The sequence below is a fragment of the Blattabacteriaceae bacterium genome (assembly GCA_036390115.1).
GTDB lineage: Bacteria > Bacteroidota > Bacteroidia > Flavobacteriales > Blattabacteriaceae > DASQPV01.
The window spans coordinates 55,180-78,512 of sequence record DASWCM010000003.1 but is presented as its reverse complement, the minus strand read 5'-3'; the positions used below and the strand labels follow the sequence as shown (position 1 = coordinate 78,512).

The following is a 23,333-nucleotide window of genomic DNA, read 5'->3' as shown; positions in this document are numbered from 1 at the left end:
TAGGATGTTAGCATACTAGCCTAATATCGCATACTATTAGGTACAAACATACTATCCATATTGATATCAATAATCCGCTTTGTTATTGTTTAGCATTTTTCTCTCTTTATGAATATTAGAGAAATTTACTGATAGTATCGAAAGTGAAAGAATTTTTTTCAGAAATCATTCATTAAACGTGTAATCTAGTCCTAGTCTAAAACTAAGAATATGATTAGGAACCACGTCTCTTTTCCCATAAACTTTTGTTATATTCATTTTACATGTCAAATTTATACCAAAATTTTCTGTTATCTCATAATTTATTCCTAATAAAGATCCAATAGAAAAAATATTAGGCACAAAATTTTTTATTCTTTCTATATTATACTTATACGCCTGAGTAACAGGAGTTTTGTTTTTCTTCTTTTTCTCTCGTATTAAATCAATTTTATCACCAGTTAATTTTAACCCAAACACAGGGGAAAAATAGAAATTTACCCCACCAATAAGATTATATCTGAATCCAGGAGAAACCTCCAGATATATTATTTTTTTTTTGACTTTGACCATAAATTTTTTTCCTATTTTTCTTCTCATTTGATAAAATCCCTGAAAACTATGAATAGAAAGAATAAAATCAATTTGATAAGCCATATAATCATCAATAACATGCCCTCTATAAAGACCTGCATAAAAGTCTATCTCAAAAACAGAGTTAAATCCTTTAATCATTGATAGATTGGGTCCAATTTGGATTCCAAAAAAGTTTGCCCCAAAACTACGATTAAATCGGGCATAGGAAGGAAGAAAAATAAAAAATGAAAAAACAAGAACCCAAATATTTTTTAGCATATTTTTATTCATATTTTTTTTATATTTTTGTTTAATTAAAAAACATTTAAAATAAAATTAAAATAAAATAAATAAAATAAATAATAAATAAAATTAATAAAAAAAATTAAATAAATAAATAAAATGGGTGATGCTGGATTTGAACCAGCGACCTTTTGATTGTAAATCAGCTGCTCTAAACCTCTGAGCTAATCACCCTTAAAAAGTAAATATAAACAAATATTATAGAAAACAAAATTTTCTAAAAATTATTAAATAATTTATAAAAATAAAGTCCTATTCTGATTCTGAGGCTGAGAAATCAGCCTCAAAAAGAGCTTCTTTTACCGTAAAAAAATATTTTGCATTTTTTTTTATAGTTATTACGAACCAATTTTTCAATATCTTCTATCTGTAAACGTCTAGGTAAATTCGGTTTACAAAAATAATAATAAGCTTTAGTTGTAAAATGATATAGTATTTTTAATACCTCTTTTACTCTAACAAAACCTAAAATTAAATGCAGTTTATTTCCCTCATAAGTTTATCGTTACCCATTTTATCCCTTCTTCATTATGTACAGTATCACAGATAATTTTAGGTTTTTGTCTTATCACTTGCCACCGTCCTTGTAGATTAGTATTCTTAATAACATTTTTAAACCCCAAAATTATGGAGTTTTCAGGAATTTTTAATCCTAAACTTTGGAAAACATCTATAGATTTTATTACTGTTTTTTATTTAATATTTGATAGTTCCCATTTAATGGGATTGCATAGTAATCAGAATTACTGCAATTATCAGAATAGAAAATTGGTGCTTTTTTTTTTAAAAGCAACTTATCGAAAAACTTTATCCGTTTCATCATGAAACGATCCTAAAACTACTGGAATTTTTGGCATTAATAATGCCTTCTTTTTCATAAGCAATTTTAGATAAATTTTTTCAGCGCAAATTTTGGTGAAACGAACATAACTAACGAGAAAATCTTCTTCAATTAATAAACCGATATAACGGATACGTTAACGCAAATTTTTCATATGAGGAGAAGTAAGCAATCCTGTTTTTAATCCTGATTATTGAAGAATGGAAGATAACATGTGAGCCACAGATCCTTTACCATTAGTTACACCAATGTGAATTGATTTAAAACTTTGTTCAGTATTTACCAAATAATTGCAGGAAGATTGGATTCTTAGCAAATCAGTTTTACGATTATTGCGTATCTTATCTGGGTGTAATTTCCTTAAAATCCATTGTTCAGATTGATAATATTCCATATAAATTTATATTTTAATAATTTATTTAAATTATATAGAAAAAAATATTAAAATATATTTTTTTTTTAGGATTTATAAATTAAATTATAAATATAAGCAATTTTTATTTACCCAAAAACATCTTTTCGTCCATAAATCTCTAATTTAAAAAAAATGTTTCGAACATATAATTGTGGAACTCTTCGTAAAAAAAATGTTGGGGAAGAGGTTATTTTAGCTGGATGGGTTAAAAGAGTTCGAAATTTAGGAACAGTAAGTTTTATAGATTTAAGGGATCATTATGGAATAACTCAACTAACTTTTTATGGAAAAAATACTTTAAAAAAGAAAGCAGATCAATTGGGTAGAGAATTCGTTATACAAGTATGCGGAAAAGTTATTGAGAGAAAATCTAAAAATCTTAAAAATCCAACAGGATTTATTGAGGTTGTTGTTTCTAAACTTAGAATTCTAAGCTATTCAAAAATACCCCCATTTATTATAGAAGAAAAAACAGATGGAAATGAAGATCTTCGAATGAAATATCGTTATCTTGACTTACGTAGAGATTTTATTAAAAAAAAACTTATTACTCGTCACAAGATAGTTTTCGAAATCCGAAAATATCTTTCAGAAAACGGGTTTCTGGAAATAGAAACCCCCCTTTTAGTAAAATCCACACCAGAAGGAGCACGAGATTTCGTGATTCCATCAAGAATAAATCCTGGACAGTTTTATGCTCTCCCTCAATCTCCTCAATCTTTCAAACAACTCCTAATGATAGGCGGAATAGATAAATATTTTCAAATTGTTAAATGCTTTCGTGATGAAGATTTGCGTTCAGATAGACAACCAGAATTCACTCAAATTGATTGCGAAATGTCTTTTGTTGAAGAAGAAGATGTCATTAAGATATCCGAAAATCTTATTAATTATATTTTTAAAAAAATAAGGAATTGCAGATTTGCAAAGAGTTTTCCAAGAATTTCCTATAAAGAGGCTATTAAACGATACGGATCTGATAAACCAGATATACGTTTTGATATGATTATTAAGGAATTAAATGATGTAATCCCAAATAATAGAGTAGCAGGCATTTCGATACCTGGATGTGCGAATTACAGCATAAGACAATTAAATGATATTACCGAATGGTGTAAACTCCATCATATAAGAAATCTTACGTGGGTGAAATGTTTGATTGATGGAAAATTTCAATCCCCCTTTTTTGGTCAAAAATATTTTAAAATTTTTTCTGAACGCTTAAGCGCTAAACCTGGAGATCTTTTATTAATACTTTCAGGTTTAGATGAACAAACAGTTAGTAGACAACTAGGAAAAATTCGAATTGAGATGGCTGACCGTTTAGGCTTGCGAAAAACGAATCAATTTTCCCCTATTTGGATAGTTGATTTTCCTTTGTTTGCGTGGAATAATGAAAATAATCGTTATGATTCTTTTCATCATCCTTTCACTTCTCCTAAAGAAGAAAATATTTACCTTCTTCAAAAGAATCCAGAAAAAATTATCGCCAAATCTTATGATTTGGTTATTAATGGAAAAGAAATCGGAGGGGGATCTATTAGAATAAATAAACGTTCCATACAAGAATCTATTTTCAATCTATTGGGATTTTCTAGAAAAGAAATTTTATCTAAATTTGGGTTTATAATGGAAGCTTTTGAATATGGGACTCCACCACATGGTGGAATTGCTTTAGGACTTGATCGTTTGGTAGCTCTTCTTGAAGGCGAAGAGAGTATAAGGGATTTTATTGCTTTTCCAAAAAATAATTCTTTTAGAGATCCAATGATAGGAACTCCTTCATATTTAAGTGACTCTCAATTAAAAGAGCTTCATATTTTCATAAAGCGATGAGATCATATTTTGAGAACGTTGGAAACGCTCATAAAATGAATATTTTCATCATTGGTCTGGGAAAAGTAGGTGCAAGCTTTCTTAAGAAAATCTTCCAACAGAAAAATTCTTTACAAAAAACGCTAAAACTTGATATTCGAATTATCGGATTAGCTAATAGTAGAAATATGTATTTTAACGAATTCGGAATTGAATTCAATGAATGGGAAAAAAAGTTATCAGAATCTGATATAATGAACGTAGAAAAATTTCTAGAAAAAATAGAAAAACTTGATCTATGTAATAGTTTTATTATTGATAATACAGCTAGTGAAGAAATAGCACTGATTTATGAAAAAATTTTAAAAAAGGGGATTGGAATAATTACTTGCAATAAAATTGCTTGTTCTTCCACTTACTCGTATTACAAAAAACTAAAAACGGTATCAACTAATTTGGGAGTTCCTTTCTTTTTCGAAACTAATGTAGGAGCTGGTCTTCCAATTATTGATACTCTAAATAGTTTAATAAAAAGTGGAGATGATATTCGTTCCATAGAAGCTGTACTTTCTGGTAGTTTAAATTTTATCCTTAACAAATTTTCTGAAGGAACCCATTTTTATGAATCCGTAAAGGAAGCTCAAAAACTAGGATTTACTGAACCTGATCCTCGCATTGATTTAAGTGGAAAAGATGTTATGAGAAAAATACTTATTTTAGCAAGAGAATGTGGAGAAAAACTTGAATTAGAGGATATTTTTAAAAAATCCTTTATTCCTGATTTCTGCTTAAAAGCTACCTCTATTGAGAGGTTTTATGGAAATCTAGTAGATCTGGAATCTAGTTTTTTCAAAAAAATAAGAATATCAACGAAAAAGAATAATAGACGGTTGCGTTTCGTTGCCAGATATAAGAAAGGTATTGCTTCAGTTGGATTAGAAGCTATCAATTTAGGCCATCCATTTTATCAGCTTGATGGAAAAGATAATATAATTTCATTTACTACTAGGCAATATATTGATCATCCTTTAACAATAAAAGGAGCAGGAGCTGGTTCAGAAGTAACTGCTTCTGGAATTTTTTCAGATGTTATTAAAGCCAGTAGTAGATCAATAAAATGGAAAAAATAAAAATATTTGCTCCAGCTACTGTTGCAAATTTAGTTTGCGGGTTTGACGTAATAGGATTAGCGTTGAATAATCCTAGTGATGAGATTCTTTTGAAAAGATTGAATAAATCAGGAATAAGTATTCTGAAAATAGATGGAGCTGACTTCCCTAGAGAGACAAACAAAAATGTTTGTCTTGTTTCTTTACAAGAGTTTATTAATGAATGTCCCTTTCCTTTAGGATTTGAGATAGAAATACTAAAAAAAATAAAACCTGGTAGCGGAATAGGATCCAGCGCTGCAAGTTCGGCAGGAGTTGTTGCTGGAGCTAATCTCCTATTAGGAAATCCTTTCAGTACTCTAGAATTGATACTATTTGCTATGGAAGGGGAACGTTTAGTTAGTGGGGGTAATCATGCTGATAACGTGGCTCCAGTTTTAATGGGAGGAATTACGTTAATAAGAAGTTATAATCCTTTAGATATGGCAAATATCCATGTCCCTAATGATTTATGGATTAGCGTAATTCATCCCACGATTGAGATAAAAACATCTGACGCACGTAAAATTCTAAAGAAAAAAGTATTTATGAAGGATGCCGTAAAACAATGTGGAAATTTTGGATCTTTTATTGCAGGTTTATATCAAGGAAATTATGAGCTAATAAGTAGATCATTAGAAGATGTAATGATTGAACCAATCCGAGGTCTGCTTATTCCCTCCTTTTACAAAGTAAAAGCTAAATGTCAAGAAGTTGGAGCTTTAGGAGGAGGTATATCTGGATCTGGACCTTCGATATTTATGTTAAGCAAAGGTGAAAAAACTGCATATATTGTTACTTCAGTTATGGAAGGTATATATGATTCTCTAAAAATAGAATATCAAGTTTACACTTCCTCAATAAATCAAAAAGGAGTAAAATGGTATGATATTTAAAATTTTCGAATAGTTATGATATATCATAGTCTAGGAAAGACTAAGCATTATGTTTCTTTTAAAGAAGCTGTAATAAGAGGATTGGCTCCAGATAATAGTCTTTTCTTTCCAGAAAAAATACACAAAATAGAAATTAAAAATTTTTCATCACAAAGCATATATTCCATAGCAATGGAAGTGATTAAACCTTACATAGTACCTGATATACCAGAAAAAATTTTAGAAGAAATCATAGAAGATACACTTTGCTTCCCATTCCCTTTAGTAAATATTCACAAAGAAATTTATGCGCTAGAGCTTTTTCATGGACCTAGCATAGCATTTAAAGATGTCGGTGCTAGATTTATGGCAGGGTGTTTAAGTTATTTACGAAAAGAAGAAAGTAAACCCATAACTGTTTTAGTGGCTACTTCTGGAGACACAGGAGGTGCTGTAGCTAAAGGATTTCATCAAATAGCAGGAGTAGAAGTGGTTCTAATTTTTCCACAGTCTAAAATTAGCCTGTTTCAGGAAAAACAGCTTTCTTCGGTGAAAGATAATATTACTTCTCTAGAAATAGAAGGTACTTTTGATGATTGTCAAAAATTGGTAAAAGAAGCTTTCCTGGATAAGGACCTACAAAATAAATGTGCCTTAACTTCAGCTAATTCAATAAATATAGCAAGATTGTTGCCACAAATTTTGTATTATTTCATAGTTTACAAAAATATAAGTCCTTCTGAAGCTGAAGAAGTCTTTTTCTCTATTCCATGTGGAAATTTTGGAAATCTTTGCGCAGGTATGTTGGCAAAAAAAATGGGACTCCCTATAAAACATTTTATAGCTGCAATAAATTCTAACGATACGGTAAATCGATTTATAAAAACTGGAAAATATGCTTTCCTTCCAGGAAAATATACTTTATCAAATGCTATGGATGTAGCTGATCCAAGCAATTTCACTAGAATTTGGCATCTTTCTGATAGAAGCTTTTCTAAGCTAAAGGAAAAATTGGATACTTATAGCTTTACTGATGAAGAAACTATTTGTGCAATAGAATCTATTTTCCATAAAAATGGGTATATACTGGACCCACATGGAGCCTTAGGGTATCTAGGGCTTCAAAAATATTTTCAAGTGAACTCTCAAAACTCAAGAGTTTTGGGTGTTTTTTTAGAGACAGCTCATCCATTGAAGTTTACGGAGAAAATTCCTTATGATCTGCAAAAGCAAGTCATCCTTCCTAAGCACTTAAAAAAGTTACTTAAATCAGAAAAAAAATCCATTATACTTCCTAATAATTACCCTGCCTTAAAAGAGCATTTATTAAATAGGGGGATGTAAAAATTTTTTTTTCTCAAGTAGAGATTTCTTGGATTCTACATTTTCTTCATCTAAAACACAGCAATCAACTGGGCAGACCGCCATACATTGAGGTTCATTATAAAATCCTACACACTCTGTACATTTATCTTTTACAATAAAATAAATATCCCTTTTCTCTGGAGTTTGAGAAGACTCTGCATCAATTAAAAGTCCTGAACTTATTTTTACTATTCCTTTAATATTTGTTCCCTCTGAAAGAGACCATTCTTCAGATCCCTCATAAATAGCGTGATTAGGGCATTCAGAGGCACAAGCCCCGCAATTAATGCATTCATTAGTTATTTTTATAGACACCTTTTTGGAATTTTATAAAGTACCACTACAAAATAAAAATAATATCTTGTTTGTTCATAACAACTAAAAGTGTTTCACTAAAACCTGCTACCACTTCTATTTATATTCAACTTACTTTTTCCTTTCACTCTTTCGTTCGTACCCCTTGAAATTATTTTTTTTTTATAATTAAATAGGAGCTACTTAAGAGGCACGTAAATAGTAGTTATTCAGCATGACATCCTTCTCACTTTTTTCTTTCCCTCCATTTTTAGCTTCTTTTCAGTAAAACTTACTGTCATCTATCTAAATGATCTTTTCTAAGATTTCTAAAAATTCAATTATATTATTTGTATAATTGAATTTATTCATAAAAAAATTAACATTTTTATGATCTAATGATTTTTTTTTTAAAAACGCTTTTTTATCCAAAAATAAAGTTAGGATATTTTTACGATTTTTCAATATTTCGTTTGAAATTATTTCCATATACTTTAAAAGCTTTTTTTCTAAAAAGTCATATTTATCAAATAAAAATTTGGAATAAAGTTTTTTAAATCTAAGAGATGTTAATTCCTTTAAGAAAGTATCAATAGAAAACTCAGTATAAATAGAAAAATCATTGAATTTTTTGATAATATCTATCTCAAGTCTTTTATTAATAAAATAATTTGAATTATCTTGAAATTTTCCAATTTTTTCACTATAATACTCGTTATAGTAATGTATTTTTGCTTTATGTATTTTTTTAAAATGATAAAATGATTTAATAGATTCTTTATTTTTAAAAGAAAAAAATTTGAAAAAAAAATCATTTAAATTATTTATTTTTTCTATGATTTTTTTAGATATTAGTAAATAGTTGGTTTTCCTACATTTTTTTTTTCTTAGGTGATGCAAGTGATAAAGTTCATTTAAATTCTTTGGAAGTTTGGTCTCTTTAATAAGCTCTTTAACCCTAGAAATAATCTTAAGTTTTTGAATCTTATGCTCATATTCTAGAGATTGAAAATTTTTGTTGAAGTTTAAATACTTCAAAAAGTTTTCCAAATGGAAACGATAAGTTTTAAAAACGTATTCCACTTTAGTGTGAAAAATATTCCTAGAATGTTCCCAACGATCTTTAATATCTTTTATTTTTTTAAGAATATTTAAAACCATTTTGTCATTATCTGTAAATCTATAAAGATTTTTTAAATATTCTATTATTTTATAAAGAACATTTAGTTTTTTATTAAATTCTTTAAAAGTTTTAGTTTGTTTTTTTTTAAAAAAAAAATGATAAAATTTTTTATTTAATGTAAACGACAAATACACTACGAAAAAATTTAAAAGTTTTTCTTTTCTAATTTTTTGTATTTTTTCCAAAAATTTTTTGTATAATTGATGAACTTTATTTCTAAGTTGGTTAACTGGATAATTTTTAATTAAAAAATGTAGATACAAAAATCGTTCCATTTAGTTTTCACATTAAAAAACATATAGCCTTTATCATTTTCTATTCCAGAGACTCCAGGCTTTATCTGCCTGTAATTGCAACATTTCAAATCCATTTTTCGTAAAGCATCCCATTTTACAGCCCTCTCTAAGTAATCTACTTTCAATAGGGTTGTATACCATATCATATAGATAATGTTTTTGGTATATTTCCCAATATGGAATTTTTGGACAATCATTTATGATTGGATAAGTACCAACTGGTGTACAATTAATAATTACTTTAAAATCTTTTAAAACGTATTTTGTTATTTCTTCGTAAGTATAATTTTTATATTCATTTCTAGAAACACATCGAAAATCGATTCCTAATTTTTTTAGGACAAAAATTACAGCTTTAGAAGCTCCACCTGTACCTAATATAAAGGCTTTTTTATGATTAAATTTTATATGTTTTTTGAAAGAAAATTCGAATCCAAAAATATCTGTATTGGATCCAATATACCCTTTTTGCATTATTTCAATAGTATTAACTGCTCCAACATTACTGGCATCCGTACTAATATCATCAATAAAATGGATAATATTTTGCTTATAAGGGATAGTAACGTTCAATCCAGAGATATCTCTTTTTTTTATTCGAAGAAACTCTTTTAGTTTATTAATATTTTCGATATAAAAAAGTTTATAACTAGAATTTCTGATATTTTTTTTAATAAATTTTTCTGAAAAATATTTCTTTGAAAAAGAATAATGAATATTTCTTCCAATTAATCCAAAAACTTTCATTTGAGCGGAGAGAGAGGGATTCGAACCCTCGGAGGAATAAACCTCAACGGTTTTCAAGACTGTAGCAATAGACCACTCTGCCATCTCTCCTTATCTCTCTAAAGCTAGTTCAATTACTTCTTTCATGTTAGAAACATAATTAAAAAAAATTCCGAGTACCTCTTTTGACTTAATATTATCCACGCTTTTTTTATTTTCTTTTGGAAGAATTATTTCATGAATCTCAGCTCTCTTAGCTGCTAAAATCTTTTCTGGGATTCCTCCAACAGCGAGTACTTTGCCTCTAAGTGTTATTTCCCCAGTCATAGCTAAATGAGATTTAACCTTTTTTCCAGTGTAAACAGATATTAAAGAGCAAAGAATTGCTACTCCTGCAGAAGGGCCATCTTTAGGTACAGATCCACCTGGTACATGCAAATGTACATTGTACGTTTCAAACATTTCTGGATCAATTCCAAAATCCTCATTATAAGCTTTCGCGTATTGCCAGGCAATATACGCAGATTCTTTCATCACCCAACCTAAGTTGCCAGTAAGATTCAATTTTCCGTTACCTTTTGCAAGAATTGACTCGATAGATAAAATCTCTCCTCCATATGGAGTCCAAGCTAATCCAATGACAACTCCAGGAATATTATTTCCTTCGTAATTAAGGAAAGGGTAAGGAGTTCCTAGTATCTCTTCAATTTTATCAAAATTCAAACGTTTAACATATTTTTTATTCATTGCTTTTTGTCTTGCCGAAGACCGAGTTAATTTAGAAATCTTTTTTTCAAGACTTCGTATTCCTGATTCAGATGTATACCCTAATATAATCTTTTCAAGATTTTTAGAATTGACTTTCAAGTCCCCTATATTAAGACCGTTTTTTTCTAATTGTATAGGTAATATATGTTTTTTTACTATTTGAATTTTTTCCTCAACTGTATAACCATTTATCTCAAGGAGTTCTAAACGATCTAAAAGAGCTGGCTTTATTGAAGAAATTGAATTGGAGGTAGCGATAAACATTACCTTGGATAAATCATAACTTATATCAAGATAATTATCATAAAAATGCACATTTTGTTCTGGATCTAGAACTTCCAAAAGTGCAGCAGAAACATCTCCGTGTAAGCCAATTGAGATTTTATCAATCTCATCAAGGATGAAAACAGGATTTGATGTTCCTGATTTTATCATTCCCTGAATCAATCTTCCAGGCATAGCCCCAATATAAGTTCTTCTATGCCCTCGTATTTCAGATTCATCATATATTCCACCTAAAGATATTCTCACATATTTTCTATTTACGGCTGATGCTATAGATCTTCCTAAAGAAGTCTTTCCAACTCCTGGAGGCCCATAAAAACATAAAATAGGAGATCGCATATCCCCTTTAAGCTTTAAAACGGAAAGATATTCAATAATTCGTTCTTTTACTTTTTCTAGACCATAATGATCTCGATCTAGAATTTTTTTAGCATGTTTAAGGTCGAAATTATCCTTAGAATATATTTTCCAGGGCAAATCAAGCATTATTTCAAGGTAATTTATCAATGAAGGGTATTCTGGCAAATGAGGACTAGTGCGTTGTATTTTAACTAATTCGCGTTCAAATTTTTCTTGAGCTTCTTTAGTCCAATTTTTTTTTTCCCCCATTTCCCGAATATTTTCAATTTCCTTATCGACCGAGAACTCTCCAAGCTCTTCTTGAATAACTTTTATTTGTTGTTGCAAGAACAACTCACGTTGTTGTTGATCTATATTGTTACGCACACGATATTGTATATCATTTTTTAGCCTAATTTGCTGATACTCAATAGTTAAAAAACGAAAAGCTTCCATTGCTCTATTTTTCATATTGTTCTGTTCAAGTAAGCTTTGCTTATCTTTGATAGATAAATTCATGTTTGTCGATATAAAATTAACCAAAAAATAGTTATTTTCTATATTCTTTAGGGCAAATCCTATTTCAGAAGGAAGATTAGGATTTTCTTGAACTACTTTTATAGACAAATCTTTGATAGCTTCTATTAAAGCATTATATTCTTCATCCTTGTCAGTTGGAATATTCTCGTTTAAAATTATATATTCTACTTTTATATATGGTTTATATTGTATAACACGATTAACCTTGAAACGACATTTCCCTTGAATAATTACTGTAATGCTGCCATCTGGCATTCTTAGAAGTCTAAGAATCTTAGCTACAGTACCTATTGTGTAAAGATCTTTTTCAGAAGGATTTTCTACCCTAAAATCTTTTTGGGTAAGAACCCCTATAATTTTATTATTCGAGTTATAGGAATCTTGCAACAGTTGCAAAGACATATTTCTGCCAGCTGTAATAGGAGCTCCTACTCCAGGAAACAAAACTATATTCCTAATAGGGAGAATGCATAATTGATCTGGGATTTCTTCCCTTGGAAAAGTATCCTCTTCCTCCTGTACAATTAATGGTATGAATTCAGTTTCTTCAGTTAGCATCATATTTATTTAATTTTATTAAATTTATAAAAACTAAATGCGAGATCTATCCTTTAAATAAGGGATAATATCTCATTTTATTGTTAATTTCCTTTTTAATTATATCAATTTTTAATGAATCGTTTTTCCAGCGTAAAACTTCATCGATCCAATTAGCTATTTCTTCCATGTCATTATCTTTTAGCCCTCTAGTGCTAATAGCAGATGTTCCTATCCTAATTCCTGAAGGAACAAAAGGAGACTGGTTATCAAAAGGAATCATATTTTTGTTAACTGTAATATCGGCAGTTGCCAAAAGTTGTTCTGCTTCTATCCCTGTGATATTTTTATTACTTAAATCAAGTAGCATACAATGATTTTCCGTTCCATTTGAGATAATTTTATAACCTAGGGAAACAAAGGATTTTGCTAATTTTTTAGCATTTTTTACAACTTGCTTAACGTAACGCTCAAACGACTCTGTTAAAGCTTCTCTAAAAGAAACAGCTTTTGCGGCAATAACATTTTCTCCCCCTTTAAATCCTGTAAATACAGCATTTCTAATAAGTTGGGATATTTTTTTTGATTTTCCGAGTTTAGAAAAATCTTTTCCCAAAAGTATCATTCCTCCTATTGGCCCTCGAAGAGTTTTATTCGTAGTAGAAGTTACTATATGACAATGGGGAAAAGGATTGTTTAGGAATCCTTTAGCAATTAATCCAGCTGTATGCGATATATCTGCCATCAGAATAGCTCCAATTCTATCTGCGGTCTTTCTAAAGATGGAATAGTCAATATCCCTAGAATAAGAAGAAGCCCCACATATAATCAATTTAATTTTTTTTTCTTTTTCCACTAAATTTTCTACTTGTTCATAGTTAATCAATCCACTTTCTTTTTTTAAACCATAAAATAAAGATCGATAAATTTTTCCAGAAAAACTTCCATAAGAACCATGTGGAAGATGGCCTCCATGTGTTAAATCAAACCCAAGGATTTTATCTCCTGGGTTTAAGCAGGCCATGTAAACCGCTGCATTTGCCTGAGATCCTGAATGAGGTTTAACATTTACATATTCAGCATGAAACAGTTTTTTAGCTCGATCAATAGCTATCCTTTCTATTTTATCTACAATTTCACATACCCCATAATATCTTTTACCTCCTTCAGCGTATTTGTTTGTCAAAATTGACCCCATAGCTTTTAGTACATTCGTACTTACGTAATTTTCCGAAGCGATAAGCTCAAGTCCTCTAACTTGTCTATCTTCTTCTTTTTTAAGAAAATGAAAAATAATCTCATCTAGAGTCATTAATTTTTTTTTTCTTTTTAATATTAAAAATATGGCACATCCTAAAAAGAGACAATCTAAATCTAGAAAACGAAAGAGGAGGACTCATCATAAATCTAAAGCTACTCAACTAACGATTGATCCAATAACAAAGAAGTTACACCCTTACCACCAGGCTTATTGGTTCGAAAATAAATTATACTATATAGGTCAAGTTCTTTTTGTTAAAAATTAGATGTCAGTAGCTCCTTTTGTTGACATACAAGATAATAAAGAGCATTATTAGAATTGTTCTTGAATATTTATAGATTCTTTATGTAAGAGATTTAATATTTTTTCTATGAATTCTTCTGAAATTCCGAAATATTTCGACAGTTTTTTGTTTTTTAGCAAAATTTCTTTCCAGCGATTTATCTGAATAACAGATTTATCATATTTGTTTTTTACATAACCAATCTCCTTAGAGAGTTTCAATCTCTCATTCAAGAGAAAAATAAATTTCTGATCTATTTCATCAATCTGAATTCTAAGTTTTTCTAGAATATCCTTAGATGGATTGATTTTTTTTAGAATTTCTGAAAATTTTTCAGGAGTTATTTGTTGTTGAGAATCGCTCCAAGCTTTGTTAGGAGAACAATGAGTTTCCACTATAAGACCATTATACTCAAGGTTAAATGCTTGCTTTACTATATCATAAATTTTTTCCCTATTACCACAAATATGAGAAGGATCACAAAGTACAGGAATATGGGGATAAAGATTTTTAAAATCTAATACCATTTTCCAATTAGGCTGATTTCTAAATGGTATTAGATTCTCAGAAGAGAACCCCCTATGAATCACACCTAAATTTTCAACACCTTTACTTAAAAAACGTTCCAAGGCACCTATCCACAAATCAAGACTAGGATTAATTGGATTTTTTACCAAAACAATTTTATCGGATCCTTCAAGAGCATTTGCTATTTCTTGTACAGAAAAAGGATTCACAGTACTTCTAGCTCCTATCCAAAATACATCAACAACATTATGTTTGAGGGATATTTTTACGTGTTCAGCTGAAGCTACTTCAATGGCTATCTTTAGCCCAGTTTTATCTTTAACCTTTTTAAGCCAATAAAAGCCTTTTTCTCCAATTCCCTCAAAAGAATTAGGTCTCGTTCTAGGTTTCCAAATACCAGCTCTAAAGATTTGAACATAAGATTTATCAAGCCTTTGGGCTGTCTCTAGCACTTGCTCTTCACTTTCTGCACTACATGGGCCTGAAATAATTAAGGGGGTGTTGAATTTCTTTATCCAAGACTGCTCTATGTCATTAAGCTTTTTCATCATTTTTAATGATTTCAACACAGTTGAATTCATTTTCATTTATAAAAATAAAGAATTTTGGAAATTTTCTTATTAAAAACGCAATATTTTCTAGTAATAGAGGATTTTCTTTTAGAGAAAATTAAATTATTTTCCACCCATTTTTATATTCTCCAAATATGAAAATATCAAAGGTTTCTTTAGAAAGAAGATCCATCATTTTCTTAAAATGACCATATTCTTCGAAAGAAAAATCCATAAAAAAAATATTTTCCCAAGTTTTTTCAAAGAAAGTAATTGACTGAATACTTGTTATATTCCAATTTTTTGAAAATATACGAAGCAACCTAGAAATAGTGGCAATTTTAGAATCTATTCGTAATTTAATAGAAGCTCTATCAGAAAAATTTTTAGAAGAATCTTTTGAAGAACTTACGATAAAAAAACGCGTAAAATTATAAGAATGATCTTGAATATTCTTTTCTAGAATATTCAAACCATAAATGATAGAAGCAATTTCTGTGGCTATAGCTGCTAGATTTTTCATTTTATTTTTAGCAATATATCGAATTCCTTCTGAAGTATCAGTACATTCAAGTACTTTAATATTTGTAAACTGATTAAAGTATTTTTTACTCTGAAGAAGAGCCATTGGGTGAGAAATTAATTCCTTAACATTTTTTAAAGATTGACCTGAGAAAGTAATTAAACACTGATTTATAGGAATAAAAACCTCTCCAATAATTTTAAGTTTATATTTGGATAGCATCACATAATTTGTTAAAATAGAACCAGCGATAGAATTTTCCATCGCCATTATTCCCTTCTTAGGATTAAGAGAAAAAACTGATTTGACAACTTCTTCGAAAGAAGAACACTCCATTAAGTGACACTCTTCCCCAAAAAATTTAATAGCAGCAATATGATGATAAGATCCCATTATTCCATAGATAGCAATTTTATGCATTCTAAAAAAAAATGTTTAAAAATTACAAAAAATTAGATCTTCAAAAGATTTTTGAAGAAATAAATCAATATTGGAAGGATCATCAAATTTTTCAAAAAAGCGTTTACTCTAGAAATGGTAAAAAACTTCATGTTTTTTATGAAGGCCCACCATCTGTAAATGGTATGCCTGGGATACACCATTTAATGTCAAGAACTATTAAAGACATATTTTGTAGATACCATACTTTAAAAGGAAAACAAGTTAAACGTAGAGCAGGTTGGGATACACATGGATTGCCTATTGAACTTAGCGTAGAAAAATCTCTGGGTCTTACTAAGGAGGATATTGGTAAAAAAATTAGCATAGAAAGTTATAATAAAGCTTGTAAAAAAGCTGTAATGCTTTATACTAAATTTTGGAAAAATATTACTGAAAAAATTGGATACTGGGTAGATTTGAATGAACCTTATATAACTTTTGAATCAAAATATATAGAAAGTATTTGGTGGTCTTTAAAGAAACTTTATAAAAAAGGTTTTTTATACAAAGGATATTCGGTACAACCTTATTCTCCAACATCTGGAACAACCCTAAGTTCTCATGAATTGAGTCTACCTGGATCTTACAAAGAGATTACAGATACTGCACTAGTTGTTAAATTTAAAACTATTAAAAATAGTCTTTCGGAAAATTTTAAAAAAATCTTGGGTGACATCTTCTTTTTAGCCTGGACAACAACAGCTTGGACCCTTCCTTCCAATACAGCAATTGGTATTGGACCTAACATAGATTATGTTATTGTAACAACTTACAATCCTTATACCTTTCTAAAAGAAAATCTTATACTTTCCAAAAATAGAATTTGGAAACTTTTTCCAAAAAAGTTTTTTTGGGTAAAAAATGAAAAAGAATTCAAAAAATTTAAAAAAACGGATAAAAAAATCCCTTATAAAATTTTAAAAGAATTCAAAGGATATAGTCTTATAGGAAGTCGTTACGAACAATTATTATCTTGGGTCCTTCCTTCTAAAGGAGCAGAAAAAGCGTTTAAAGTTATTCCGAGCGATTTAATCAACACAAATGAAGGAAGCGTAATTGTCCACTTAGCTCCTACATTTGGAGTAGAAGATTCTTATGTAGCTAAACAGAACGGAATTCCTTCAATGTTAGTAAGAGATGAAAAGAGTAAAAAACAAATTCCACTTGTAGATTTACAAGGGAGGTTTATCAAAAACCTCCCTATTGAAGGAGAATATGTTAAAAAAGAATACTCTAAAAATCTCTTAAATCAGAGATCTGTAGATGATAAAATTGCAGAATTATTAAAATCTGAAAACAGAGTTTTCTATAGAGAAAACTATACCCATTCCTATCCACATTGTTGGCGAATGGAAAAACCATTATTGTATTATCCGTTAGACTCATGGTTTATGAAAACTTCTAAAAGAAGACGTAGAATGGTAGAATTAAACAAATCCATTCATTGGAACCCTAAAACTATAGGAGAAAATAGATTTGGAAAATGGCTAGAGAATATTAATGATTGGAATCTATCCAGATCTAGATTTTGGGGAGTTCCTCTTCCTATATGGAAGAATGACGGAGAAGAAATAATTATAGGTTCTGTTGAAGAATTAGTTAATGAAATTGAAAAATCAATCCAAAAAAAAATTATGAAAGAAAATCCTTTCAAAAACTTTATTAGGGGGGATATGAGTCCAAGAAATTATAAACAAATTGATCTACACAAACACGTGCTTGATAAGATTATATTGGTATCTCCTTCTGGTCTACCAATGAAAAGAGAACCTTATTTAATAGATGTTTGGTTTGATTCTGGAGCTATGACATATGCTCAATTTCATTATCCTTTTGAAAATTCTGATTTTATCGAAAAAAGAAAAGAATTTCCAGCTGATTTTATAGCTGAAGGAGTAGATCAAACTAGGGGGTGGTTCTATTCTTTACACGCTATTTCCTGTATGCTTTTTGATTCTATTTCTTACAAAAATGTTGTAGTTAATGGATTAATTCTTGATAAGAATGGGCAAAAGATGTCTAAAAGTAGAGGAAATACGATAGATCCTTTTGATATAATTGAAAAATTTGGACCTGATGTTATTAGATGGTATCTGGTATCGAATACATCATTTTGGGAAAATATTCGTTTTAATCCAGAAGGCATAGAAGACGTTAAAAAAAAATTTTTTGGGACTCTTTATAATTCTTACACTTTTTTTGCTCTATACGCAAATATAGATGGATTTCTTTTTAAAGAAAAACTTTTTTCGTTAGAAGAACGTCCGAACGTAGATCGGTGGATTTTATCAGAATTAAACAACTTAATCCAAAAAGTTGACAAATATTATTCAGAATATAATCCTACAAAAGTAGTTCGAGAATTAAATAACTTTGTTATAGATCATCTCAGTAATTGGTATATCAGAATTTGTCGTAAACGTTTTTGGAAAGAAACATATAATAATAACAAAATTTCAGCTTATCAAACTCTTTACTATTGTCTTTTTAATGTATCGAAGCTAATTTCACCTATTGCTCCTTTTTTTTCTGATAGACTTTATCAGGATTTAAATAAAATCACAAATAAGGAGACTTTTGAAAGCGTCCATTTGTCATATTTTCCTATATTCAATCCAGATCTTCTGGATGAAGATCTTCAAGAACGTATGTACCTTGGCAAAAAGATTAGTTCGATGGTTCTTTCTCTAAGAAAGAAAAAGAATCTTAAAGTTAGACAACCTTTACAAAAGGTATTAATAATAACGAAGAATGAGCGTATAAGAAAACAACTAAAATTAGTATCAAGATTTATAGCAAAAGAAGTTAATGTAAAAAAAATAGAGGTTTCAGATCCTGAAGTATCTATTTTTAGAAAACAGATTAGTCCTAGTTATAAAAAATTAGGGCCAAAATTTAAAAAATCTCTAAAAAAGATAATATCTGTTATAGAAAAATTTACACAATCTGATATTGTGCAAATAGAAAAAAGGGGAAAAAAAGAAATTTTTTTAGAAAAAAAAAAACTATTTATTCATTTAGAGGATGTTTTAATATCTACCAAAGAAATTCCTGGTTTTTCTGTATTTTCAGATCCAGAAAAAAAATTTACAGTAGCATTAGATGTTCGTTTAACGAATAGTCTTAAACAAGAAGGGTTAGCTAGAAGCTTTGTTAACAAAATGCAAAATCTTAGAAAACAAAAAGGATTTAATCTAACTGATAAAATTATCAGTTATATAGATTCTTCTAAAGAATTCATTGAGGCTATTGAAAATAACAATAATTATATTTGTGAAGAAACACTCTCTGTTGATCTTATTTTATCTCCAACTTTTGAATGGGAAGGGGAAGAAGTAAAAGTTGAGGGATTTCAAGCAAAAATTGCTATTATGCAAATATGAAATATATTAATTTTTAATAAAAATATTTATTAATACGACTAAATATGTTTTCACTTTTTTGATCAAAAAAAATAAAAGAAAAGAGAAGAATAATATAACCAAAAATGTATATAAAAAATATACATTTATTTTTTTTCCATATGATTACCCTATTTAATTTTTCTCTAATTAACTCAGAAGTTATAATGTTTAAAACTCTCATTTTAGAAGACAGATTTCCTTTAAGTTTTTTTCGTACTGTGTATAACCTATCTAATATAAGACTAATATCTTTGGTTAAAACTTCTGATAGTAGATCTCTAAAACGTTTAGACAATGTAGGGGATTTTCCATTAGTTGAAATAGAAATTTTAAGATTTACTTTCTTTAAAAGTGACCCAAAATAAAAATCACAAAAAGATGGAAAATCAGAAAAATTTATAAGCTTACCAAATTTTTTAGCATCCATCCAAATCTTCTCTAGAATAAAAAAGTTATCCTCAGCTAAAATAAGGATATCCGTTTTTTCAATTTCTTTTTTATTAAAAAAAAATTTACTCAATTTAATTTTTTTATTTATTATATAGTTTATTTTTATAGGTTTTTCCATCTTATCAGAGATAAGGGAAACAGAAGTAAAAGTAAAATTTTTTTTAATAAAAAAAAGTCTATTTAAAACTAAATGCCCACCTCCCAAAATAAAAAAATAAAAATTTTTTTGATGTAAAAAAAAAAGGTAATAAATTGTTTTTTTCTTGTTTTATTCCCTTCATTTAAAATATACCAAATTATCTTTAGTGTAACTAGAAAAATAAGCAAAAAGAATATCAAATTCACGAATAATTTCCGTTTCATTTATATTTTCTTTATAACTCTTATTTAGTAGCAGACCATGCTTATCTCCCCCTAAATTGATATTATAACAGCCATAAGAGCTCCCAATTAATCCAATTTCAGCTACATATGGACGAGAACATCCATTTGAACATCCAGTAATCCTGATAATTATTTTTTCTTTATTCAAGAGATGTTTCTTAAGGAGAAGATAAATCTTAGAAAGAAAAATAGGAAAGTAACGCTGACTTTCAGAGTAAGCTAAAGGGCAAGTATTAAAAGCTACACAAGCCATAGAATTTTTTCTAATCTTCGAAAGAATTTCCATATAAGAATTTATACCATATTTCTCTAAATAGAGATTAATTTCATGGAAGTATTCCACTCTAACATCACTAAAAATTATATTTTGATGACAGCTCAGTCTAAACTGAACTTTTCCAAGTTTAGCGATTTTAAGGAAAAAAGTTTTCCTAAAAATAGGAGGTTCATCGAAAACTCTTCCATTTTCTATAAAAATGGTAGAATAAAAAAATCCATTTGAATCTTTATTCCATCCAAATAAGTCTGACCGATCGGTAAAAATAAATACTTTCGTATTTTTTAAAAAAAAACCGCATCTTTTTTCAAGTTCATTCTTAAACCAAAGATCTCCGTATTTATCAAAAGTATATTTTAAACGAGCTTGATTTCGCTCATTTCTATCTCCGTAATCTCGTTGAATCTTGAGGGTTTCATAAACTACTTTAAGTATTTTTTCTTCTTTATCCGCAAAACCAATTAATGTTCCTAAACGGGCATAAGTTTTTGAATTTCCAGGGGTAGTAGAAAGTCCCCCACCAATCGTGATGTTAAATCCTTTTAGTTGTTTATTTTTAACAATAGCAATAAGTCCTATATCATTTGTGAAGACATCTACGTCATTATTAGGTGGAATAGCAACTGCAATTTTAAATTTCCTGGGCAGAAAATGATCTTTATATAGAGGATCTTCTTCATATCTTTCAAGGATTTTTTTTTCATCTAACCATATTTCATAATATGCCCTTGTTTTTGGCAAAAGAAAAAGGCTTATTTTTTTTGCATAATGAAAGATTTCGTAAAAAGCAGGAGAAGTGTTTATTTGTGTGCTACAAATTACGTTTCTATTAATGTCTCCACAAGTAGCAAGAGAATCAAGACCAGCTAGATTAAAAGCTTTAACAGTAGGTTTTATTTTTGATTTTATTATTCCATGTAATTGGAACGTTTGTCTGGAAGTAATTTTTATTGTTTTTTTAGCTTTTTTGCAAGCGATACTATCTACAATTACCCATTTTTTAGGGGTCAGAAAACCTCCTGGTAGTCTAAGCCTAATCATGAAGGAATATGATCTTTCAAGTTTTTTAAAGGCTCGTTCTTTTCTTCTTTCACGATTATCTTGCTGATATACTCCATGAAATTTAATAATAAATTGATCACTCTCATTTAAAGATCTAGTAATTTCATTATTTATTCCGTCAATAAGACTCCCTCTTAAACCTTTACTTGACTTTTTAATTTTTTCAATTGGAGAATGATTCATATACAATCAATAAACGTCTTTTAAATAATGTCCCCTTTCTTTTAAACGGTTAAAATAAATCTTAGAAAATTCTCCTTTTTTTTCTTCAATAATATTGAAGATCGTTTTTTCCACCTCTAAACTCATAGGTTTTTTTTTACCACAAACATATAAGTACGCACCTGAATCTATCCACTCAAAAAATTTAGTTTTGTATTTCCACATTTTTTGTTGGACATAAATTTTTTTTTCTCTAGAAAAAGCTAAATTCACTCTATTAAGAATACCTATTTCTACCCAAAATTTAATTTCAGTTTGATATAAGAAGTCCGTTTCAAAACTCCTGTTACCAAAAAACAGCCAGTTTCTTCCAGAAGATGCTGTTATTTCCCTTTCCAGCAAGAAAGCTCGAAAAGGGGAAAATCCTGTACCTGCGCTAATAAGAATAATATCTTTATCATTAGGTGGTAGTTTAAAAAAATTATTGGGTTTTATATAAAATTTTAAATTATCTCCTTTCTTTAATAAGGAAAGCTGATTAGAGCATATACCATATCTTATTTTTCCTTTATGTAAAAATATATTCTTTTCTACAGTTAAATGGATTTCTCCATCCTGGGCTTCAGGAGATGAAGAAATGGAATATAATCTAGGAATGATTGGTTCTAATATTTTGATAAATGTTTCTATTTTTTCAGGTTCTATTAAGGGGAAATTCTTTAGAATATCTAAAAAATCCATTCGCATATTCGGGATATCCTTTTGGATAAGTTCCGCATATTTTTTTACTATTCTTTTAGGTAAGAAAAAAATATTTAGTCGCTTCTTTAAGAGCGTAAAAATAGATACATTTCCAACAACGGGATGTTTAATATTTTTATTAAATTTTATATTACTTATTTTTATAATATCTTCGACAACATCTAAAGGATTTTCTGGAAAAACTCCTAAAGCATCTCCAACTTTAGAACGAAGTTCTTCTTTGTTTAAAGAAATTTCTATGTGATGTGTTTGTTTTTCTGAACCTATATCATTCAAAATAATATTAGTTTGGACTTTTCCAAAAAAAAAATTTGTTCCATACTTTTTTTCTTTATTGAATTTTTCAATAAACTTTTTTTGGGAAAAAAATTTAATTTTACTTAAAAGTGTGACCATCCATTCTTTAGCTTCTTCATAAAAATCTACGTCACACTTTTTTAAGGGAAGATAACGTTGGGCACCTAGTGATTCTAAATGAGAATCTAGATCTTCTCCTGCTTTGCAGAAAAGAGTATATGATCTATCTCCAAGAGCTAAAACAGCATATTTAATATGATGAAGTTCTGGAGATTTCTTATTTAATAATAAATTAAAAAAATCTTTAGCTGAATCAGGAGGCTCTCCATCTCCATAGGTGCTAATAATTACAAAAAAATAAGTTTCTTTTTCAAAATCACTAACTCTATAATTATCTAAATTAGTAAGTTTTACTTGAAAACCAGAAGATTTTATCTTACTAGAAAATTCTATTGCAAGTTTCTTGGAATTTCCACTTTCACTTCCATAAGCTAATGTTATCTTTATCTTTTTAGGATAAGAATCATCATCTAAATAACCCTTGTTTAAGGAGAAAGATAAAAAATGATGGTCTAGAAATCCAGAAAGATATCCATGCATCCAAATAATTTCCTCTTTTGAAGAATTTAAAACCAATTTAAGAAAAGTTTTATTTAGCATATC

Annotated in this window: 18 protein-coding genes and 2 tRNA genes; 6 read left to right on the top strand and 14 right to left on the bottom strand. The window is 28.9% G+C overall.

The window, feature by feature from the left end:
* Positions 1–165 precede the first annotated feature (165 nt).
* The 3 genes from VF849_00590 to VF849_00580 form a co-directional block, all read right to left on the bottom strand.
* Positions 166–846: a hypothetical protein gene (locus tag VF849_00590; GenBank protein HEX9232535.1), complete on the bottom strand. Its 681-nt coding sequence runs from the start codon at positions 844–846 to the stop codon at positions 166–168.
* 112 nt (positions 847–958) lie between these two features.
* Positions 959–1,032 (bottom strand) — tRNA-Val (locus VF849_00585).
* Between the two features lie 317 nt (positions 1,033–1,349).
* Positions 1,350–1,481: a hypothetical protein gene (locus tag VF849_00580; GenBank protein ID HEX9232534.1), complete on the bottom strand. Its 132-nt coding sequence runs from the start codon at positions 1,479–1,481 to the stop codon at positions 1,350–1,352.
* A 765-nt stretch (positions 1,482–2,246) separates the two neighbouring features.
* Here VF849_00580 and aspS point away from each other — a divergent pair.
* The 4 genes from aspS to thrC are packed head-to-tail and all read left to right on the top strand — an operon-like array spanning position 2,247 to position 7,296.
* A complete protein-coding gene (gene aspS / locus VF849_00575) occupies positions 2,247–3,950 on the top strand; it encodes an aspartate--tRNA ligase (GenBank protein ID HEX9232533.1) in 1,704 nt (567 codons plus the stop codon).
* Positions 3,947–5,059: a hypothetical protein gene (locus VF849_00570; GenBank protein ID HEX9232532.1), complete on the top strand. Its 1,113-nt coding sequence runs from the start codon at positions 3,947–3,949 to the stop codon at positions 5,057–5,059. The genes aspS and VF849_00570 overlap by 4 nt, the downstream gene beginning before the upstream one ends.
* Complete coding sequence (locus VF849_00565) at positions 5,047–5,973, top strand: homoserine kinase (protein ID HEX9232531.1); 927 nt, start codon at positions 5,047–5,049, stop codon at positions 5,971–5,973. The genes VF849_00570 and VF849_00565 overlap by 13 nt, the downstream gene beginning before the upstream one ends.
* A 15-nt stretch (positions 5,974–5,988) precedes the next feature.
* Entirely contained in the window at positions 5,989–7,296 is a 1,308-nt protein-coding gene (gene thrC, locus VF849_00560; protein HEX9232530.1) for a threonine synthase, read from the top strand.
* On the opposite strand, the gene VF849_00555 is transcribed toward thrC, so the two are convergent.
* From VF849_00555 to glyA, 6 genes are all read right to left on the bottom strand, one after another.
* Positions 7,279–7,632, bottom strand: a complete 354-nt coding sequence (locus VF849_00555) for a 4Fe-4S dicluster domain-containing protein (GenBank protein ID HEX9232529.1) — start codon at positions 7,630–7,632, stop codon at positions 7,279–7,281. The two genes, thrC and VF849_00555, sit on opposite strands and share 18 nt — an antisense overlap.
* 285 nt (positions 7,633–7,917) lie before the next feature.
* Entirely contained in the window at positions 7,918–9,069 is a 1,152-nt protein-coding gene (locus tag VF849_00550; GenBank protein HEX9232528.1) for a hypothetical protein, read from the bottom strand.
* A 33-nt stretch (positions 9,070–9,102) separates the two neighbouring features.
* Complete coding sequence (gene aroE, locus VF849_00545; GenBank protein ID HEX9232527.1) at positions 9,103–9,837, bottom strand: shikimate dehydrogenase; 735 nt, start codon at positions 9,835–9,837, stop codon at positions 9,103–9,105.
* A gap of 5 nt (positions 9,838–9,842) precedes the next feature.
* Positions 9,843–9,927, bottom strand: a tRNA-Ser gene (locus VF849_00540).
* Positions 9,928–12,309, bottom strand: a complete 2,382-nt coding sequence (gene lon / locus VF849_00535; GenBank protein HEX9232526.1) for an endopeptidase La — start codon at positions 12,307–12,309, stop codon at positions 9,928–9,930.
* A gap of 43 nt (positions 12,310–12,352) precedes the next feature.
* Entirely contained in the window at positions 12,353–13,597 is a 1,245-nt protein-coding gene (gene glyA, locus VF849_00530) for a serine hydroxymethyltransferase (protein ID HEX9232525.1), read from the bottom strand.
* 31 nt (positions 13,598–13,628) lie between these two features.
* Between glyA and rpmF the strand changes: the two genes are divergently transcribed.
* Positions 13,629–13,811 carry a 50S ribosomal protein L32 gene (gene rpmF, locus VF849_00525; GenBank protein ID HEX9232524.1) on the top strand — a complete coding sequence of 61 codons (183 nt, stop codon included), beginning with the start codon at positions 13,629–13,631 and terminating at the stop codon, positions 13,809–13,811.
* A 47-nt stretch (positions 13,812–13,858) separates the two neighbouring features.
* On the opposite strand, the gene VF849_00520 is transcribed toward rpmF, so the two are convergent.
* Both VF849_00520 and VF849_00515 read right to left on the bottom strand, forming a co-directional pair.
* Positions 13,859–14,938 carry a bifunctional 3-deoxy-7-phosphoheptulonate synthase/chorismate mutase type II gene (locus VF849_00520; GenBank protein HEX9232523.1) on the bottom strand — a complete coding sequence of 360 codons (1,080 nt, stop codon included), beginning with the start codon at positions 14,936–14,938 and terminating at the stop codon, positions 13,859–13,861.
* 88 nt (positions 14,939–15,026) lie between these two features.
* Entirely contained in the window at positions 15,027–15,851 is an 825-nt protein-coding gene (locus tag VF849_00515) for a prephenate dehydratase domain-containing protein (GenBank protein HEX9232522.1), read from the bottom strand.
* An 11-nt stretch (positions 15,852–15,862) separates the two neighbouring features.
* On the opposite strand from VF849_00515, the gene ileS reads away from it, so the two are divergent.
* Positions 15,863–19,255: an isoleucine--tRNA ligase gene (ileS, locus tag VF849_00510; protein HEX9232521.1), complete on the top strand. Its 3,393-nt coding sequence runs from the start codon at positions 15,863–15,865 to the stop codon at positions 19,253–19,255.
* A 13-nt stretch (positions 19,256–19,268) separates the two neighbouring features.
* On the opposite strand, the gene VF849_00505 is transcribed toward ileS, so the two are convergent.
* The 3 genes from VF849_00505 to VF849_00495 are packed head-to-tail and all read right to left on the bottom strand — an operon-like array spanning position 19,269 to position 23,330.
* Positions 19,269–19,979 (bottom strand): NAD(P)-dependent oxidoreductase, encoded by a 711-nt coding sequence (locus tag VF849_00505; protein HEX9232520.1) that lies wholly within the window; start codon positions 19,977–19,979, stop codon positions 19,269–19,271.
* A 24-nt stretch (positions 19,980–20,003) separates the two neighbouring features.
* Positions 20,004–21,632: an NADPH-dependent assimilatory sulfite reductase hemoprotein subunit gene (locus VF849_00500; protein ID HEX9232519.1), complete on the bottom strand. Its 1,629-nt coding sequence runs from the start codon at positions 21,630–21,632 to the stop codon at positions 20,004–20,006.
* A 6-nt stretch (positions 21,633–21,638) separates the two neighbouring features.
* Entirely contained in the window at positions 21,639–23,330 is a 1,692-nt protein-coding gene (locus VF849_00495; GenBank protein HEX9232518.1) for a flavodoxin domain-containing protein, read from the bottom strand.
* Positions 23,331–23,333 lie beyond the last annotated feature (3 nt).

Bases quoted from the DNA above. Each gene is read 5' to 3' on its own strand.
- VF849_00590 (HEX9232535.1), bottom strand. From the start codon at position 846: ATGAATAAAAATATGCTAAAAAATATTTGGGTTCTTGTTTTTTCATTT.
- aspS (HEX9232533.1), top strand. From the start codon at position 2,247: ATGTTTCGAACATATAATTGTGGAACTCTTCGTAAAAAAAATGTTGGG.
- VF849_00570 (HEX9232532.1), top strand. From the start codon at position 3,947: ATGAGATCATATTTTGAGAACGTTGGAAACGCTCATAAAATGAATATT.
- VF849_00565 (HEX9232531.1), top strand. From the start codon at position 5,047: ATGGAAAAAATAAAAATATTTGCTCCAGCTACTGTTGCAAATTTAGTT.
- thrC (HEX9232530.1), top strand. From the start codon at position 5,989: ATGATATATCATAGTCTAGGAAAGACTAAGCATTATGTTTCTTTTAAA.
- VF849_00550 (HEX9232528.1), bottom strand. From the start codon at position 9,069: ATGGAACGATTTTTGTATCTACATTTTTTAATTAAAAATTATCCAGTT.
- aroE (HEX9232527.1), bottom strand. From the start codon at position 9,837: ATGAAAGTTTTTGGATTAATTGGAAGAAATATTCATTATTCTTTTTCA.
- lon (HEX9232526.1), bottom strand. From the start codon at position 12,309: ATGATGCTAACTGAAGAAACTGAATTCATACCATTAATTGTACAGGAG.
- glyA (HEX9232525.1), bottom strand. From the start codon at position 13,597: ATGACTCTAGATGAGATTATTTTTCATTTTCTTAAAAAAGAAGAAGAT.
- rpmF (HEX9232524.1), top strand. From the start codon at position 13,629: ATGGCACATCCTAAAAAGAGACAATCTAAATCTAGAAAACGAAAGAGG.
- VF849_00520 (HEX9232523.1), bottom strand. From the start codon at position 14,938: ATGAATTCAACTGTGTTGAAATCATTAAAAATGATGAAAAAGCTTAAT.
- VF849_00515 (HEX9232522.1), bottom strand. From the start codon at position 15,851: ATGCATAAAATTGCTATCTATGGAATAATGGGATCTTATCATCATATT.
- ileS (HEX9232521.1), top strand. From the start codon at position 15,863: ATGTTTAAAAATTACAAAAAATTAGATCTTCAAAAGATTTTTGAAGAA.
- VF849_00500 (HEX9232519.1), bottom strand. From the start codon at position 21,632: ATGAATCATTCTCCAATTGAAAAAATTAAAAAGTCAAGTAAAGGTTTA.
- VF849_00495 (HEX9232518.1), bottom strand. From the start codon at position 23,330: ATGCTAAATAAAACTTTTCTTAAATTGGTTTTAAATTCTTCAAAAGAG.